Annotated in this window: 12 protein-coding genes; 11 read left to right on the top strand and 1 reads right to left on the bottom strand. The window is 59.2% G+C overall.

The window, feature by feature from the left end:
- Positions 1–169: 169 nt before the first annotated feature.
- On the bottom strand, positions 170–3,565 hold the full coding sequence (locus F8N80_RS03025) for a DUF4329 domain-containing protein (RefSeq protein ID WP_224790630.1): 3,396 nt from the start codon (positions 3,563–3,565) through the stop codon (positions 170–172).
- Between the two features lie 357 nt (positions 3,566–3,922).
- Here F8N80_RS03025 and urtA point away from each other — a divergent pair, with 357 nt between their 5' ends.
- The 11 genes from urtA to ureC all read left to right on the top strand — a co-directional run bounded on the left by urtA (position 3,923) and on the right by ureC (position 14,244).
- Complete coding sequence (urtA, locus tag F8N80_RS03020) at positions 3,923–5,188, top strand: urea ABC transporter substrate-binding protein (RefSeq protein WP_150743976.1); 1,266 nt, start codon at positions 3,923–3,925, stop codon at positions 5,186–5,188.
- 160 nt (positions 5,189–5,348) lie between these two features.
- Positions 5,349–6,851, top strand: coding sequence for an urea ABC transporter permease subunit UrtB (urtB, locus tag F8N80_RS03015; RefSeq protein ID WP_150783187.1), 1,503 nt, complete (start codon positions 5,349–5,351; stop codon positions 6,849–6,851).
- Complete coding sequence (urtC, locus tag F8N80_RS03010) at positions 6,851–7,930, top strand: urea ABC transporter permease subunit UrtC (protein ID WP_150743974.1); 1,080 nt, start codon at positions 6,851–6,853, stop codon at positions 7,928–7,930. The genes urtB and urtC overlap by 1 nt, the downstream gene beginning before the upstream one ends.
- A complete protein-coding gene (gene urtD, locus F8N80_RS03005) occupies positions 7,927–8,796 on the top strand; it encodes an urea ABC transporter ATP-binding protein UrtD (RefSeq protein ID WP_150783186.1) in 870 nt (289 codons plus the stop codon). The genes urtC and urtD overlap by 4 nt, the downstream gene beginning before the upstream one ends.
- Positions 8,797–8,917: 121 nt before the next feature.
- Positions 8,918–9,616: an urea ABC transporter ATP-binding subunit UrtE gene (urtE, locus tag F8N80_RS03000; protein WP_019582243.1), complete on the top strand. Its 699-nt coding sequence runs from the start codon at positions 8,918–8,920 to the stop codon at positions 9,614–9,616.
- Between the two features lie 69 nt (positions 9,617–9,685).
- Positions 9,686–10,525 carry an urease accessory protein UreD gene (locus tag F8N80_RS02995; protein ID WP_150783185.1) on the top strand — a complete coding sequence of 280 codons (840 nt, stop codon included), beginning with the start codon at positions 9,686–9,688 and terminating at the stop codon, positions 10,523–10,525.
- 146 nt (positions 10,526–10,671) lie between these two features.
- Complete coding sequence (gene ureA, locus F8N80_RS02990) at positions 10,672–10,974, top strand: urease subunit gamma (RefSeq protein ID WP_150743971.1); 303 nt, start codon at positions 10,672–10,674, stop codon at positions 10,972–10,974.
- 9 nt (positions 10,975–10,983) lie between these two features.
- Positions 10,984–11,517 (top strand): GNAT family N-acetyltransferase, encoded by a 534-nt coding sequence (locus F8N80_RS02985; protein WP_150743970.1) that lies wholly within the window; start codon positions 10,984–10,986, stop codon positions 11,515–11,517.
- A gap of 6 nt (positions 11,518–11,523) precedes the next feature.
- Positions 11,524–12,057, top strand: a complete 534-nt coding sequence (locus tag F8N80_RS02980; protein WP_150783184.1) for a GNAT family N-acetyltransferase — start codon at positions 11,524–11,526, stop codon at positions 12,055–12,057.
- Positions 12,057–12,362, top strand: a complete 306-nt coding sequence (locus tag F8N80_RS02975; protein ID WP_030128285.1) for an urease subunit beta — start codon at positions 12,057–12,059, stop codon at positions 12,360–12,362. The genes F8N80_RS02980 and F8N80_RS02975 overlap by 1 nt, the downstream gene beginning before the upstream one ends.
- A 181-nt stretch (positions 12,363–12,543) precedes the next feature.
- Positions 12,544–14,244: an urease subunit alpha gene (ureC, locus tag F8N80_RS02970; RefSeq protein ID WP_150743968.1), complete on the top strand. Its 1,701-nt coding sequence runs from the start codon at positions 12,544–12,546 to the stop codon at positions 14,242–14,244.
- Positions 14,245–14,267: the final 23 nt, after the last annotated feature.

The following is a 14,267-nucleotide window of genomic DNA, read 5'->3' as shown; positions in this document are numbered from 1 at the left end:
CAAACATGTTACGGCGTCGCCAGTACAATGCGGGCCGCAATCGTCGGCGAACGAGCTGATGCGCAGACGTTAAAACGCCCCTATTGGAGGAGATTCCAAAAGGGGCGTTTTTAACGTTTAGCGAATTTCAGCTCATCCCTCCGAAGTTTGCGCGCAGGTTCCCATCAGCTCATAGCTCGTCCCGGGTTCGCACTGTTGAGTCTTCGGATTTTTGCCGACGGCTAATCCTCCAGTCAGCACCGACACGCCCGGTCTGCTGCCAATAGCCACCGGCAGCCAACACCCGCAATTGACCGATGCTGCTCAGGCGGGAAATGAACTCACCGGCCGATAAGTGCGTGATCCAATGACCGTCAGAAATGCTGACCTGTTTCGTCCGGAGCAACGCTTCTTCAGCTGTCGAATAGACCGGTGTATACCTTAGTAATGCCCCATGCTGCGACGAATAATAATGGTCACTGATAGCAAGTCCCTTGGCTTTGAGACCGTACGTATTGGCATGCAAGAGCGACGACGAGATAAAATTGTCGTGTACCGAATCAGGGTCGTCAGCATTCAGGGAATTTCCTGACTGATACAGCCGATGAGTCGCCATGAGCTTATAGCCATCAGCAAATAGGGGATCCGGCGTCGTGTGAAAGACAGGTCGCAGAACCTGGTCAGTATCCTGCGCTACCCCCAAGGGTTCCAGCGGGATGAACGAAGTACTACCCGAATTAGTCAGAATGGCGCTTTCATACACCGTTCCTTTACCATCAGGGCCCCCCGCTCTCAGCTGAACATAGCGAGCGGCATCATCGGCATGGTGAAAAACCGGTCCCAAGGCCAGCAACGATCCGGCATCCGCAGCGGGTGCCATACGCGGGGTCCAGTCCGGTGAAACTTTACCCTGGCGGGACCAATAATGACTTGTAATCAGCACTTCCAGATGTCCGGCCCTGGTCATGCGCTGAATGTAGCTACTGAGTTTAAATACGCCACTCGCTATATCGCGCTGATCGCTTTGTGCCTGCTCAAGTGAAGCAAATGGATTGGGCCTGAATTTGATCTGGCCAAAATCATCCAACGACGATTCGGGGTCAAAGGGATCAAGCTTAATCCTCAACAAAGCGCCATCGGCACACGAAAAGTAGATCGGTTTGAATCCTTGGGGTGTATCCGCGCGAACACGCGCATGCCGAACATCCATCGGAGAGAAAAAGTGCCGATGATCTTCGTCCGGCAAACTGGCCGGCGATTTCCCTGCACACACATAAAGGCCCTGCACGTCGTAGCGGTAAGGTAATGAACCATCGAGAAATACACGGTCATACACAAAATTCGAATCTTCAGCCTCAAGAGGCATACTCGCGACATAGATATGATCGCGCGAATATTTCAAAATGAACCCGAACTTCAGTGCATCACGACTTCCTGCCTGCTCATGAGCATAACGTGCCCCTCCCTCCTCCTGTGTGAATAAAGGGCTGTAGGCCGGTTCGGTGATAGCCTTGGAGTAGCCGGTTTGTGTCGGCGCCGGCTCAGGATTGGGCGTCCAGGTTATTGCCCTTCGGGGCGGCCCCCACAACGTGCTCCCCACAACAATCTGCAAAGTGCCCATTGCGCCCAATTGATTGACCCACTCACTGGGTTTCAGAAGCCCCCAATGAATCCGCTGCTTGATCGAGCGGCCTTTGAGCGTATCGGGCAGCAAGTGATAGTCGATGAGATCCCTTTCCATGGCGAAAACACCGACGGTAAAAATACTTGGCAGATAGCGAATCAGCGAACCGTCAGGACCAAGCAAGTACTCATCAATACGCGAGGTTCTTCGCCCAAACGCTGTCCTCAGCGTTTTTGTCGATAACATATTGAGGTAGACCTGTGATTCGGTCCGCGACAATAAAAAAGGCAGCTCTTTTTGTGTCCGGGAGCGATAACGCGCAACGATTTCGCAGCCTGCCGGGAATTGGCCGGTGGTGGTACTCTCGTCCGGAAATATCCAGCCGAAGGCAAAGTCCTCCCTTGGCACCGGGACCGGTTCGGTCGCCAGATAGAAGCCGTCCCGGCGCCGCAGGATCAAGCCGCCATAAGCCTTGTCACGCTGGGTCAGCAGTTGTGCACGAGCATGGCGGGCCGCGTCATCCGGCGTTAAGAACAGCGGACTGAGAGGGCGACGCTGCAAGTTCATATAACGGAACCAGAGAGTATCGACCGCCCCCGTTCTGTCCCAGCACAGACTGCTGCGCAGCACGCTGAGTTGACCACTGTTCGCGACCACCCTGACGAAACCCGTGGGGGTCAACGCTCCGCTTGCCAGATTGTTCCGGATGGCATCCGTCCCCATATTCGGTGTGTCATCATCAAACAGCTTGGTCGAAGCGCGAGGCAAATACTTCAACAGCGCCCCCTCCAGCGTTGATATATAGACAGGTAAAATCTTGTCGGGCCTGATCACTCGCCGACGCTTGGCATCATAAACAACGACAAACAAATCCACGGGATCAATGAAGTATTGTTTCAACCAGTTTTTTGGACTTGCCGGAAAACCTTCGACCCCACGCTTCGAGTAAAAGTAGGCATCAAGTTCAAAATCCTGGGGGAACAGATACACGCCGCGCCTGGAAATACCGAACAAGCTTGTTAAGGAGAAGAGTTTGTCCCTGACACCACTGACAGGAACAAGCTCCGTCGCGATGTATTGCTCTTTGTCCTTATGTTTGAGAATAAAACCAAAGGAGGTGTGCTCTGTGTCATAGCGACCACTGGCGCGGGAGTGCATATCCTCGCCGGCTTCATCCGCACTGGGAAAAATCGCTCCGAAAGCAACCTCCCGAGGAACTTCACGTTGTTTTTTTGCGGAAAAAGGAGCCCAGTGCGCTGACACGCTACCCGCTGCGCCCCACAGGTCACTGCTTATCACAACGCGTAAATCACCGGCAGCAGCCAGTTCTTTGACGACGTCGCTGGGTCTTATTGTTCCGTTTTCCAGACCCAAAGCAATTTGTCCAGGCTTGTTCTTGGTGCCAAGGCGTCGGAGTAATGGCTCGTGGAGCTTGACGGGACCGGGCTTGAACATGATCAAACTGTGTTCGGCGGCTGAAAGGTAGGCAGGAAACTCCCTGAAGATCATTTCCCACATTTCCTCTTCACGAAACATTTGAGCACTGACATCGGCCTCTTGCCGCGACCAGTTCAATGCCTCTACTTTTGCCGGATCGCTCATTGAGAGCGCTTTGTGAGACGCATACCTGGCATGCACGACGTGGCCCTTGGGAACAATTGGATGCCCCTTGCCGTCCGTCGGATAGAACAAACCAAAAGCCAGCGGGCTCGACAAACTTTCCATCGGTTCTGAAGCAACAAATCGTTGATCAACACGCTGAAAAATGTAGCCGCCATATTCACAATCACGCTTGTTTCCGATCCGTTCATGGACATAACAAGCGGCATCATCCGCCGAAAGAAATGCTGGGCTCAACACTGGCCAGCCAGCATCGGTGGTAGGGACAAGCGGGGGACTCAGCGCAGGCAGTTCAACCATTGACTTCGCTACACCTTTTTCTCGATCTGATATGCCATCCATGGTTCACCTATTGATAGGACGAAATAAATAAATATCACTCACTGAGTTCATTGCTAATGAGCAGCATCAATTTAAAGCGCTGTTCGATCCTTGGTGCGATATATATGTCTTTAGCAACGCATTGATACAGACGGGCAGCCGCGCAACCCTGCATTTACAGCGCGACACGTCACAAGCACCAATCTGGCGCATCCGCGCGCATCAGTCCAATGAGTCTGTCCATTCATGGTGCGCAACATCTCTCTCCCATCCCTGCCAATACGACATTTCCTTGCCTTTCTCCGACTGGGCACAACCCTTGCTAATACCCCTTCAGTGTTGCCAATCAAATAAACTCTTGTTCATGGAGATCGCACAATGAAGCGTCGCAGCTTGATCAAGGCTTTCACACTATCGGCAAGCATTGCCGCGATGGGCATGACCTGGACTGTCCAGGCCGCCGAGACCATCAAGGTCGGTATCCTGCATTCGTTGTCCGGGACCATGGCGATCTCCGAGACCTCGCTCAAGGACATGGCGCTGATGACCATCGACGAGATCAACGCCAAGGGCGGCGTGAACGGCAAGAAGCTCGAACCTGTGGTAGTGGACCCGGCGTCGAACTGGCCGCTGTTCGCCGAAAAAGGTCGGCAGTTGCTGACCCAGGACAAAGTAGCCGTAGTGTTCGGTTGCTGGACCTCGGTCTCACGTAAATCGGTGCTGCCGGTGTTCGAAGAGCTCAACGGCCTGCTGTTCTACCCGGTGCAATACGAAGGCGAAGAGATGTCGCCAAACGTGTTCTACACCGGCGCCGCGCCGAACCAACAGGCGATCCCGGCAGTGGAATACCTGATGAGTGAAGAAGGCGGCAGCGCCAAGCGTTACTTCCTGCTCGGCACCGACTACGTCTACCCGCGCACCACCAACAAGATCCTGCGCTCGTTCCTGCACTCCAAAGGGGTGGCGGACAAGGACATCGAAGAGGTCTACACCCCGTTCGGCCATAGCGACTATCAAACCATCGTGGCCAACATCAAGAAATTTTCCGCCGGGGGCAAGACGGCGGTGATCTCCACCGTCAACGGCGACTCCAATGTGCCGTTCTATAAAGAACTGGCCAACCAGGGCCTGAAAGCCACCGACGTTCCGGTCGTGGCGTTCTCGGTCGGTGAGGAAGAACTGCGCGGCATCGACACCAAACCGCTGGTGGGTAACCTGGCGGCGTGGAACTACTTTGAGTCGGTCGAGAATCCGGCGAACAAGAAGTTCGTCGCCGACTGGAAAGCCTACGCCAAAAAACACAACCTGCCGGGCGCCGACAAAGCGGTGACCAATGACCCGATGGAAGCCACTTATGTCGGTATCCACATGTGGGCACAGGCGGCCGAAAAAGCCAAGTCCACCGACGTCGACAAAGTCCGCGAAGCCCTCGCCGGCCAGACCTTTGCCGCGCCGTCCGGCTACACCCTGACCATGGACAAGACCAACCACCACCTGCACAAGCCGGTGATGATCGGCGAGATTCAGGCCGACGGTCAGTTCAACGTGGTGTGGCAGACGGAAGGGCCGATCCGCGCCCAGCCGTGGAGCCCGTTCATTCCGGGCAACGACAAGAAGCCGGAGTATGCGGTGAAGAGCAACTAAGCCCCTGGATGTCGGGCCTGGGCACTTTGTTCAGGACCGACATAAATCCCTGTGGGAGCTGGCTTGCCTGCGATGGCGTCACCTCGGTGCATCAGATACATCGAGTCGTCTGCATCGCAGGCAAGCCAGCTCCCACAAAGTCCGTGCAAGGCGACTTTCCATGCCCACTGCTCTTTACCGCTTCATTCTTGCCATCGCATTTTTATTGCCGATGGCCGCACACTCAGGCGACGCCGAAGACTTCGTCGCGGCCAATCCCGTGCAGCAAGCCAGGCTTCTCGAAAGCTGGGCCGCGCAGCCCGACCCGGTCCGTGTCGAACTGATCAACGCCCTGCAACAAGGTGAATTGACCGTCGACGGCCAAACCAAAACCCTGCGCCTGAACAACCGCCTGCGAGGTCTGATCGACACCGCGCTGGCCAGTCACCAATTGCTCGCCGCCGACGCCAAAATCCGGTTGGCCGCCGCGCAGCAATTGCAGAAAAGCGCCAAACCTGCGCAGCTTGCATTCCTCGATCAGCAGCTGGCGGGTGAAAAAGATGAAAGCGTTCACGCGGCTTTAAGCCTGGCCCTGGCCAATCTGCAACTGGTCGATACCGACCCGACCGTGCGCCTCGCCGCCGTCCGGCTGCTGGGTGAAACCGGTGACCCGCTGGCCCGCACCCGCCTCGAAGGCTTGCTCGAACCCGGTGTGGAAGCCGATACCACGGTACGCACCGCCGCCGAAACCAGCCTCGCCCAGGTCAAACGCAAACTGCTGATCGGCGAGATGCTTGGGCAAGCCTTCAGCGGCATGTCGCTGGGTTCGATTCTGCTGCTCGCGGCCCTCGGTCTTGCGATCACCTTTGGCCTGCTTGGCGTGATCAACATGGCCCACGGCGAGATGCTGATGCTCGGTGCCTACTCGACCTACGTGGTGCAGTTGATGTTTCAGCGCTTCGCACCGCAAGCCATCGAGTTCTATCCATTGATCGCCTTGCCGGTGGCTTTTTTCGTCACCGCCGCGATCGGCATGGCCCTGGAACGCACAGTCATTCGCCACCTCTATGGCCGTCCGCTGGAAACCCTGCTCGCCACCTGGGGCATCAGCCTGATGCTGATCCAGCTGGTGCGACTGATGTTCGGCGCGCAGAACGTCGAAGTGGCCAACCCGGCGTGGTTATCGGGTGGGATTCAGGTTCTGCCGAATCTGGTGCTGCCCTACAACCGCATCGTGATAATCGCCTTCGCCCTGTTTGTGGTGGTGCTGACCTGGCTGCTGCTGAACAGGACGCGCCTCGGCTTGAACGTGCGCGCCGTCACCCAGAACCGCAACATGGCCGCCTGCTGCGGGGTGCCCACCGGGCGCGTCGACATGCTCGCCTTCGGACTCGGCTCGGGCATTGCCGGCCTCGGCGGTGTGGCGCTCAGCCAGATCGGCAACGTTGGCCCGGACCTCGGTCAGAGCTACATCATCGACTCATTCCTGGTGGTGGTACTCGGCGGCGTCGGCCAACTGGCCGGCAGTGTGCTGGCCGCCTTCGGCCTGGGCATCGCCAACAAGATTCTCGAACCGCAGATCGGTGCGGTGCTCGGCAAAATCCTGATCCTCGCGCTGATCATTCTGTTCATCCAGAAACGTCCGCAAGGCCTCTTCGCACTGAAAGGACGGGTGATCGACTGATGAACCAACCTCTGATGCTCACGGCCACGCAAAAGGCCGGCCCCAAAGTCACGATCGCTGTCGGCGCGGTGATCCTCGTTTTGCTGTTGACGTTGCCGTTGCTTTCGTTGTTGTCGCCGGACAGTGCGTTTCACGTCTCGGCTTATACCCTGACGCTGGTGGGCAAGATTCTGTGCTATGCCATCGTCGCCCTGGCGCTGGACCTGGTCTGGGGTTACGCCGGCCTGCTGTCTCTGGGTCACGGCCTGTTCTTCGCCCTCGGCGGTTACGCGATGGGCATGTACCTGATGCGCCAGGCCTCGGGGGATGGCTTGCCAGCGTTCATGACCTTCCTGTCGTGGACCGAGTTGCCGTGGTACTGGACCGGTACCGGCAGCTTCCTCTGGTCGATGTGCCTGGTGGTGCTGGCCCCGGGATTATTGGCGTTGGTGTTCGGCTTCTTCGCCTTCCGTTCGCGGATCAAGGGCGTATATTTCTCGATCATGACCCAGGCCCTGACCTTCGCCGGAATGTTGCTTTTTTTCCGCAACGAAACCGGGTTCGGCGGCAACAACGGCTTCACCAATTTCCGCACCATTCTCGGTTTCGGCATCACTGAACCCGGCACGCGCGCGGTGCTGTTTTTCGCCACGGTGGTGTTACTGGTGGCGAGCCTGTTTATCGGCTGGCGTCTGGCCCGGAGCAAGTTTGGCCGGGTGTTGACCGCCCTGCGCGATGCGGAAAATCGCCTGATGTTCTGCGGTTACGATCCGCGTGGCTTCAAGCTGTTTGTCTGGGTGTTGAGCGCAGTGCTGTGTGGCCTGGCCGGCGCGCTGTACGTGCCGCAAGTCGGCATCATCAACCCCAGTGAAATGTCGCCGACCAACTCCATCGAGGCTGCCGTCTGGGTCGCACTGGGTGGTCGCGGCACCTTGATCGGTCCGCTGCTCGGCGCGGGTGTGGTCAACGGCATGAAGAGCTGGTTCACCGTGGCGTTCCCCGAATACTGGCTGTTCTTCCTCGGCGCGCTGTTCATCGTCGTGACCTTGTATCTGCCCAAGGGTGTGATCGGTCTGCTGAAAAAAAGGGGTGATCAATGAGAGTGACAGCGACGGCTGAATTCATGCTCGAACCGGCCTTTTTCCCGGTGGAGCCCAACAAGGACGCGGGCAGCAGCCGCGACGCCATCGGCCTCGGGCAACGCGTCGGTCCCGGCCTGAACACCCGCCACGGCACCATCCTGACCCTGGAAGACATCAGCGTCAGCTTCGATGGTTTCAAGGCGTTGAACAATCTGAACCTGTACATCGGCGTCGGTGAACTGCGCTGCATCATCGGCCCCAACGGCGCGGGCAAGACCACGCTGATGGACGTCATCACCGGCAAGACCCGGCCCAGTCACGGCAAGGCCTGGTTCGGCGAAACCCTGGACCTGACGCAGATGAGCGAAGTGCAGATCGCCCAGGCCGGCATCGGTCGCAAGTTTCAGAAGCCGACGGTATTCGAAGCCTTGAGCGTGTTTGAGAATCTGGAGCTGGCGCAGAAAACCGACAAGTCGGTCTGGGCCAGCCTGCGCGCTCGTCTGAGTGGCGAACAGAGAGATCGCATCAGCGAGGTGCTGGACACCATTCGCCTGACCACCTCGGTCAATCGCCCGGCGGGCTTGTTGTCCCACGGTCAGAAGCAGTTTCTGGAGATCGGCATGTTGCTGATGCAGGACCCGCAACTGCTGCTGCTCGATGAGCCGGTGGCGGGCATGACCGATGCCGAAACCGAATTCACCGCCGAACTGTTCAAGCGCCTGGCCGGCAAGCATTCGCTGATGGTCGTGGAGCATGACATGGGCTTTGTCGGGGCGATTGCCGACCACGTCACCGTGTTGCACCAGGGCAGCGTGCTGGCCGAAGGGTCGCTGGAACAGGTGCAGGATAATGAGCGGGTGATCGAGGTTTATCTCGGTCGCTGATTTTTGCTCCCGTAGGAGCGAGGCTTGCCCGCGAAGAACGATAACGCGGTCTAACAGTTGCACCGCGGCGTTCCCTTAGCGGGCAAGCCTCGCTCCTACAAGGGATTGAGGAGAATTTGACATGCTGCAAGTCGACAAGCTGCACCAGTACTATGGCGGTAGCCACATCCTGCGGGGCCTGACGTTTGAGGTGAAGGTCGGTGAGGTCACGTGCCTGCTGGGGCGCAACGGCGTCGGCAAGACCACCCTGCTCAAGTGCCTGATGGGCCTGTTGCCGGCCAAGGAAGGCGCGGTGAACTGGGAAGGCAAACCGATCACCACGTTCAAGCCGCACCAGCGGGTTCACGCGGGGATCGCTTATGTACCTCAGGGTCGGGAAATCTTCGGCCGACTGACCGTGGAAGAGAATCTGCTGATGGGCCTTTCGCGATTTCCCGGTTCCGAAGCAAAGGAAGTCCCGGCATTTATCTACGAACTTTTTCCGGTACTGCTACAGATGAAGCAACGGCGCGGCGGTGACTTGTCCGGGGGCCAGCAGCAGCAACTGGCGATTGGCCGGGCGTTGGCCAGCCGTCCACGGTTGCTGATTCTCGACGAGCCCACCGAAGGCATTCAGCCCTCGGTGATCAAGGAGATCGGTGCCGTCATCAAGAAACTTGCAGCCCGTGGTGACATGGCGATTCTACTGGTGGAGCAGTTCTACGACTTTGCCGCCGAGCTGGCGGATCAGTACCTGGTGATGTCCCGGGGCGAGATCGTGCAGCAGGGCCGTGGAGAAAATATGGAAGCTGAGGGTGTGCGGGGCCTCGTCACAATATAAGGCTACGATATGAGGCTTCGATATGAGGCATCGATCTAATCTGCAGCGTCCTGACGATAACTGGAAACCATGACTTTACCTGCCCCCACTGCCCCGTTTACCCCGAGCTGGCACGCCGAGCTGGAACTGGGCTACGCCCGATTCGGCGACAGCACGCGCCCGGTTCAGCGTCGGCACAAAGGCCCGCTGCGGGTGCAGAAGCATCTGTATGCCGAAGGACCGCACGTCTGCCAGCACATCATCGTCCACCCGCCGGGCGGGATCGCCGGCGGTGACCGTCTGGACATTTCGGCCAGCGTCGGCCGCGATGCCTGGGCACAAATCACCAGTCCTGGCGCGGCCAAATGGTATCGCGCGGCCGGACCCGCTTATCAGCAGCTGGCCTTGAAAGTGGCGAGCGGTGCGACACTGGAATGGTTGCCGCAGGAGACCATCATTTTCAGCGCTGCGCAGGCCGAACTCAGCACCTGCGTCGAGCTTGAAGGCGATGCCCGGTTGTTTTACTGGGACGTGGTCGCGCTGGGGCGACCGGCCAGCGGCGAGCGCTTCGACTTCGGGCATTTTCAGGCGCAACTCGATATCCGTCGCGACGGCCGGTTGCTCTGGCACGAACGTCAGCGCATTGTCGGCGGGGATGGATTGCTCGATTCGCCCATTGGGCTGGATGGGCAGCCGGTGTTTGCGACCCTGCTGGTGACCGGCGACATCGATAGCCAATTGCTGGAGCGGTGCCGTTCGCTGCCCAATGAGGTGCGGGGGGATCTGACCCAGTTGCCAGGGCTTCTCGTTGCACGATGCCTGGCCAGTGAGGCGCTGTTGGCGCGGGGGTGGTTGATTGATTTGTGGCGGTTGCTCAGGCCTGCGTTGCTCGGCCGAGAAGCCGTCCCACCACGAATATGGAGCACCTGAACACCGATCCCCTGTAGGAGCGAGGCTTGCCCGCGAAGCTGTTGGCGGCCTTGAGGCCCCCTTCGCGGGCAAGCCTCGCTCCTACAAAGGAACCCCGAATGCACCGTTCGAACACCTTTTAAACTGCCGATTATGGATTCCAAACGATGGACCTGACCCCACGCGAAAAAGACAAGCTGCTGATTTTCACCGCCGGCCTCGTGGCCGAGCGGCGTTTGGCTCGCGGCGTGAAACTCAACTACCCGGAAGCCATGGCCTACATCTCCGCGGCGTTGCTCGAAGGCGCCCGTGACGGCCAGACCGTGGCCGATCTGATGCACTTCGGCACCACCCTGCTCAGCCGCGAACAAGTGATGGAAGGCATCGCGGAAATGATCCCGGAGATCCAGGTCGAGGCGACGTTCCCCGACGGCACCAAACTGGTCACCGTTCACCAACCGATCGCCTGAGGCCGCGCCATGACTTATCACATCCGCGATGCAGTGCAGGCCGATCTGCCGGCGATCCGCGATATCTACAACGATGCCGTACTCAATACCACGGCGATCTGGAACGAGAAGGTCGTGGACCTGGGCAACCGCCAGGCCTGGTTCAGAGCCCGGCAAGCCCAGGGTTATCCGATTCTGGTGATCGTCGACAGCGATCACACAGTGCTGGGCTACGCGTCATTCGGTGACTGGCGGCCGTTCGATGGATTCCGCCACACCGTCGAGCACTCCGTCTATGTACGCAGCGATCAGCGCGGCAATGGCCTGGGCCCACAATTGATGGCTGCGCTGATCGAGCGCGCCAAAGGCTGCGACAAGCATGTGATGGTTGCCGCCATCGAAAGCGGAAACGCCGCGTCAATTCGTTTACACGAACGAGCCGGTTTCGTGACCAACGGGCAGATGCCCCAGGTGGGGACCAAGTTCGGTCGCTGGCTGGACCTGACCTTCATGCAGCTGACCCTCAATCCTGGGGCAGAACCGCCTGCCGCCAACAAGGAGTAACGCTCGATGAACGCCGCCCAACTGCGCCGCGTCAACGTTGAAAGCTTTGCGCACTATCGCCAGGGTTTGATTGATCTGCTGCTCGATGCCGTGGGCTATGGCGCCAGCGTCGGGTTCATGGCCAACCTGGACGCCAATGAGGCACGCGCCTGGTTCGATGAGGTTCAAGAGGACCTGAACAAAGGCAACGTGCTGTTATGGGTAGTGGTCAAGGACGAACAGGTACAGGCCAGCGTGCAACTGACCCTGTGCCAGAAAGCCAACGGGCTGAATCGCGCCGAAGTGCAGAAATTGCTGGTGCGCGAAGATGCCCGTCGCCGGGGTCTGGGCCAGCAGTTGATGAGTGCACTGGAAACGGCCGCCCTCCAGCACAAGCGTGGCATGCTCTTCCTCGACACCGAAGCCGGCTCCCCCGCCGAGGATTTCTACAAGGCCCTGGGATACACCCGCGCCGGTGAAATCCCCGACTACGCCTGCGACCCGAGCGGCCGCTACAAACCCACCGCGCTCTACTACAAGATCCTCCAGGGGGCCCATTGATGATTCCCGGTGAATACCAGATCCAGCCCGGCGACATCGAACTCAACGTCGGCCGCCGCACGCTCAGCCTGAAGGTGGCCAACAGCGGTGACCGGCCGATCCAGGTCGGCTCGCATTACCATTTTTTCGAAACCAACGACGCCCTGACCTTCGACCGCGCCGCCAGCCGCGGCATGCGCCTGAATATCCCCGCCGGCACCGCCGTGCGTTTCGAACCGGGGCAGAGCCGCGAGGTCGAGCTGGTCGACCTGGCCGGGCATCGCCGGGTGTTCGGGTTTGCCGGCAGGATCATGGGTGACCTGTAAGTAATGGGTTGTCCACACCGGCCCCTTCGCGGGCAAGTCGGATCGCCGCACCGCTCGCTCCTACAGTTTGGCGTCGTCCCCATACCGGCGACCGACCTAAATCCTGTAGGAGCGAGCGGTGCGGCGATCCGACTTGCCCGCGAATGCGATTTCACATCCAATTGAATCCCAAGGCAAGCGCATGAAAATCTCAAGACAAGCCTACGCCGACATGTTCGGCCCCACCGTCGGTGACAAGGTCCGTCTGGCCGACACCGAGCTGTGGATCGAAGTGGAAAAGGACTTCACCACCTACGGCGAAGAAGTGAAATTCGGCGGCGGCAAAGTCATCCGCGACGGCCAGGGCCAAAGCCAGTTACTGGCCGCCGAAGTGGTCGACACCCTGATCACCAACGCGCTGATCATCGACCACTGGGGCATCGTCAAGGCCGACGTCGGCCTCAAGGACGGGCGCATTGCCGCCATCGGCAAAGCCGGCAACCCGGACATCCAGCCCAACGTCACCATCGCGGTCGGCGCCAGCACCGAAGTGATCGCCGGCGAAGGCATGATCCTTACCGCCGGCGGCATCGACACCCATATCCACTTCATCTGCCCGCAGCAGATCGAAGAAGCGCTGATGAGTGGCGTCACCACCATGATCGGCGGCGGCACCGGCCCCGCCACCGGGACCAATGCCACTACCTGCACCTCCGGACCGTGGCACCTGGCACGGATGCTCCAGGCGGCCGACGCGTTTGCGATGAACATCGGTTTCACCGGCAAGGGTAACGCCAGCCTGCCCGAGCCCTTGATCGAACAGGTCAAGGCTGGCGCCATCGGCCTCAAGTTGCATGAGGATTGGGGCACCACGCCGGCGAGCATCGACAACTGCCTGAACGTCGCCGATCAATACGACGTGCAAGTGGCGATCCACACCGACACTCTCAACGAATCGGGCTTCGTCGAAACCACCCTCGCCGCGTTCAAGGGCCGCACCATCCACACCTACCACACCGAAGGCGCGGGCGGCGGTCATGCGCCGGACATCATCAAGGCCTGCGGCTTCCCCAACGTACTGCCCAGCTCCACCAACCCGACCCGGCCATTCACCCGCAACACCATCGACGAACACCTCGACATGCTGATGGTCTGCCACCACCTGGACCCGAGCATCGCCGAGGACGTGGCCTTCGCCGAAAGCCGCATTCGCCGCGAGACCATCGCCGCCGAAGACATCCTGCACGACCTCGGCGCGTTCTCGATGATCAGCTCCGACAGCCAGGCCATGGGCCGGGTCGGCGAAGTCATCACCCGCACCTGGCAGACCGCGGACAAGATGAAAAAACAGCGGGGCGCGCTGACGGGCGACGGTGCAGGCAACGACAACTTCCGCGCCAAACGCTACATCGCCAAGTACACCATCAACCCGGCGATCACCCATGGCATCAGCCATGAAGTGGGTTCGGTGGAAGTCGGTAAATGGGCGGACCTGGTACTGTGGCGCCCGGCATTTTTCGGTGTCAAACCGACGCTGATTCTCAAAGGCGGTGCCATTGCGGCCAGCCTGATGGGCGACGCCAACGCCTCGATCCCGACACCACAACCGGTGCACTACCGCCCGATGTTCGCCAGTTACGGCGGCTCGCTGCACGCCACCAGCCTGACGTTTATCAGCCAGGCAGCGCAGGAGGCAGGCTTGCCGGAAGCCTTGGGCCTGAAGAAGAAAATCGCCGTGGTCAAAGGCTGTCGGGACGTGCAAAAAACCGACCTGATTCACAACGACTACCTGCCGAAAATCGACGTCGATCCGCAGACCTATCAAGTCAAGGCCGATGGTGAGTTGTTGTGGTGCGAACCGGCGGATGTGCTGCCGATGGCGCAGCGATATTTTCTGTTCTGAATGGCCGAACATGAAAAGGCCTG

This window comes from Pseudomonas fluorescens (assembly GCF_902497995.1).
Lineage (GTDB): Bacteria > Pseudomonadota > Gammaproteobacteria > Pseudomonadales > Pseudomonadaceae > Aquipseudomonas > Aquipseudomonas fluorescens_BK.
Note: the sequence above shows the minus strand (reverse complement) of the source record. Positions and strands in the feature narration are given on the sequence as shown.

Bases quoted from the DNA above. Each gene is read 5' to 3' on its own strand.
- F8N80_RS03025 (WP_224790630.1), bottom strand. From the start codon at position 3,565: ATGGATGGCATATCAGATCGAGAAAAAGGTGTAGCGAAGTCAATGGTT.
- urtA (WP_150743976.1), top strand. From the start codon at position 3,923: ATGAAGCGTCGCAGCTTGATCAAGGCTTTCACACTATCGGCAAGCATT.
- urtB (WP_150783187.1), top strand. From the start codon at position 5,349: ATGCCCACTGCTCTTTACCGCTTCATTCTTGCCATCGCATTTTTATTG.
- urtC (WP_150743974.1), top strand. From the start codon at position 6,851: ATGAACCAACCTCTGATGCTCACGGCCACGCAAAAGGCCGGCCCCAAA.
- urtD (WP_150783186.1), top strand. From the start codon at position 7,927: ATGAGAGTGACAGCGACGGCTGAATTCATGCTCGAACCGGCCTTTTTC.
- urtE (WP_019582243.1), top strand. From the start codon at position 8,918: ATGCTGCAAGTCGACAAGCTGCACCAGTACTATGGCGGTAGCCACATC.
- F8N80_RS02995 (WP_150783185.1), top strand. From the start codon at position 9,686: ATGACTTTACCTGCCCCCACTGCCCCGTTTACCCCGAGCTGGCACGCC.
- ureA (WP_150743971.1), top strand. From the start codon at position 10,672: ATGGACCTGACCCCACGCGAAAAAGACAAGCTGCTGATTTTCACCGCC.
- F8N80_RS02985 (WP_150743970.1), top strand. From the start codon at position 10,984: ATGACTTATCACATCCGCGATGCAGTGCAGGCCGATCTGCCGGCGATC.
- F8N80_RS02980 (WP_150783184.1), top strand. From the start codon at position 11,524: ATGAACGCCGCCCAACTGCGCCGCGTCAACGTTGAAAGCTTTGCGCAC.
- F8N80_RS02975 (WP_030128285.1), top strand. From the start codon at position 12,057: ATGATTCCCGGTGAATACCAGATCCAGCCCGGCGACATCGAACTCAAC.
- ureC (WP_150743968.1), top strand. From the start codon at position 12,544: ATGAAAATCTCAAGACAAGCCTACGCCGACATGTTCGGCCCCACCGTC.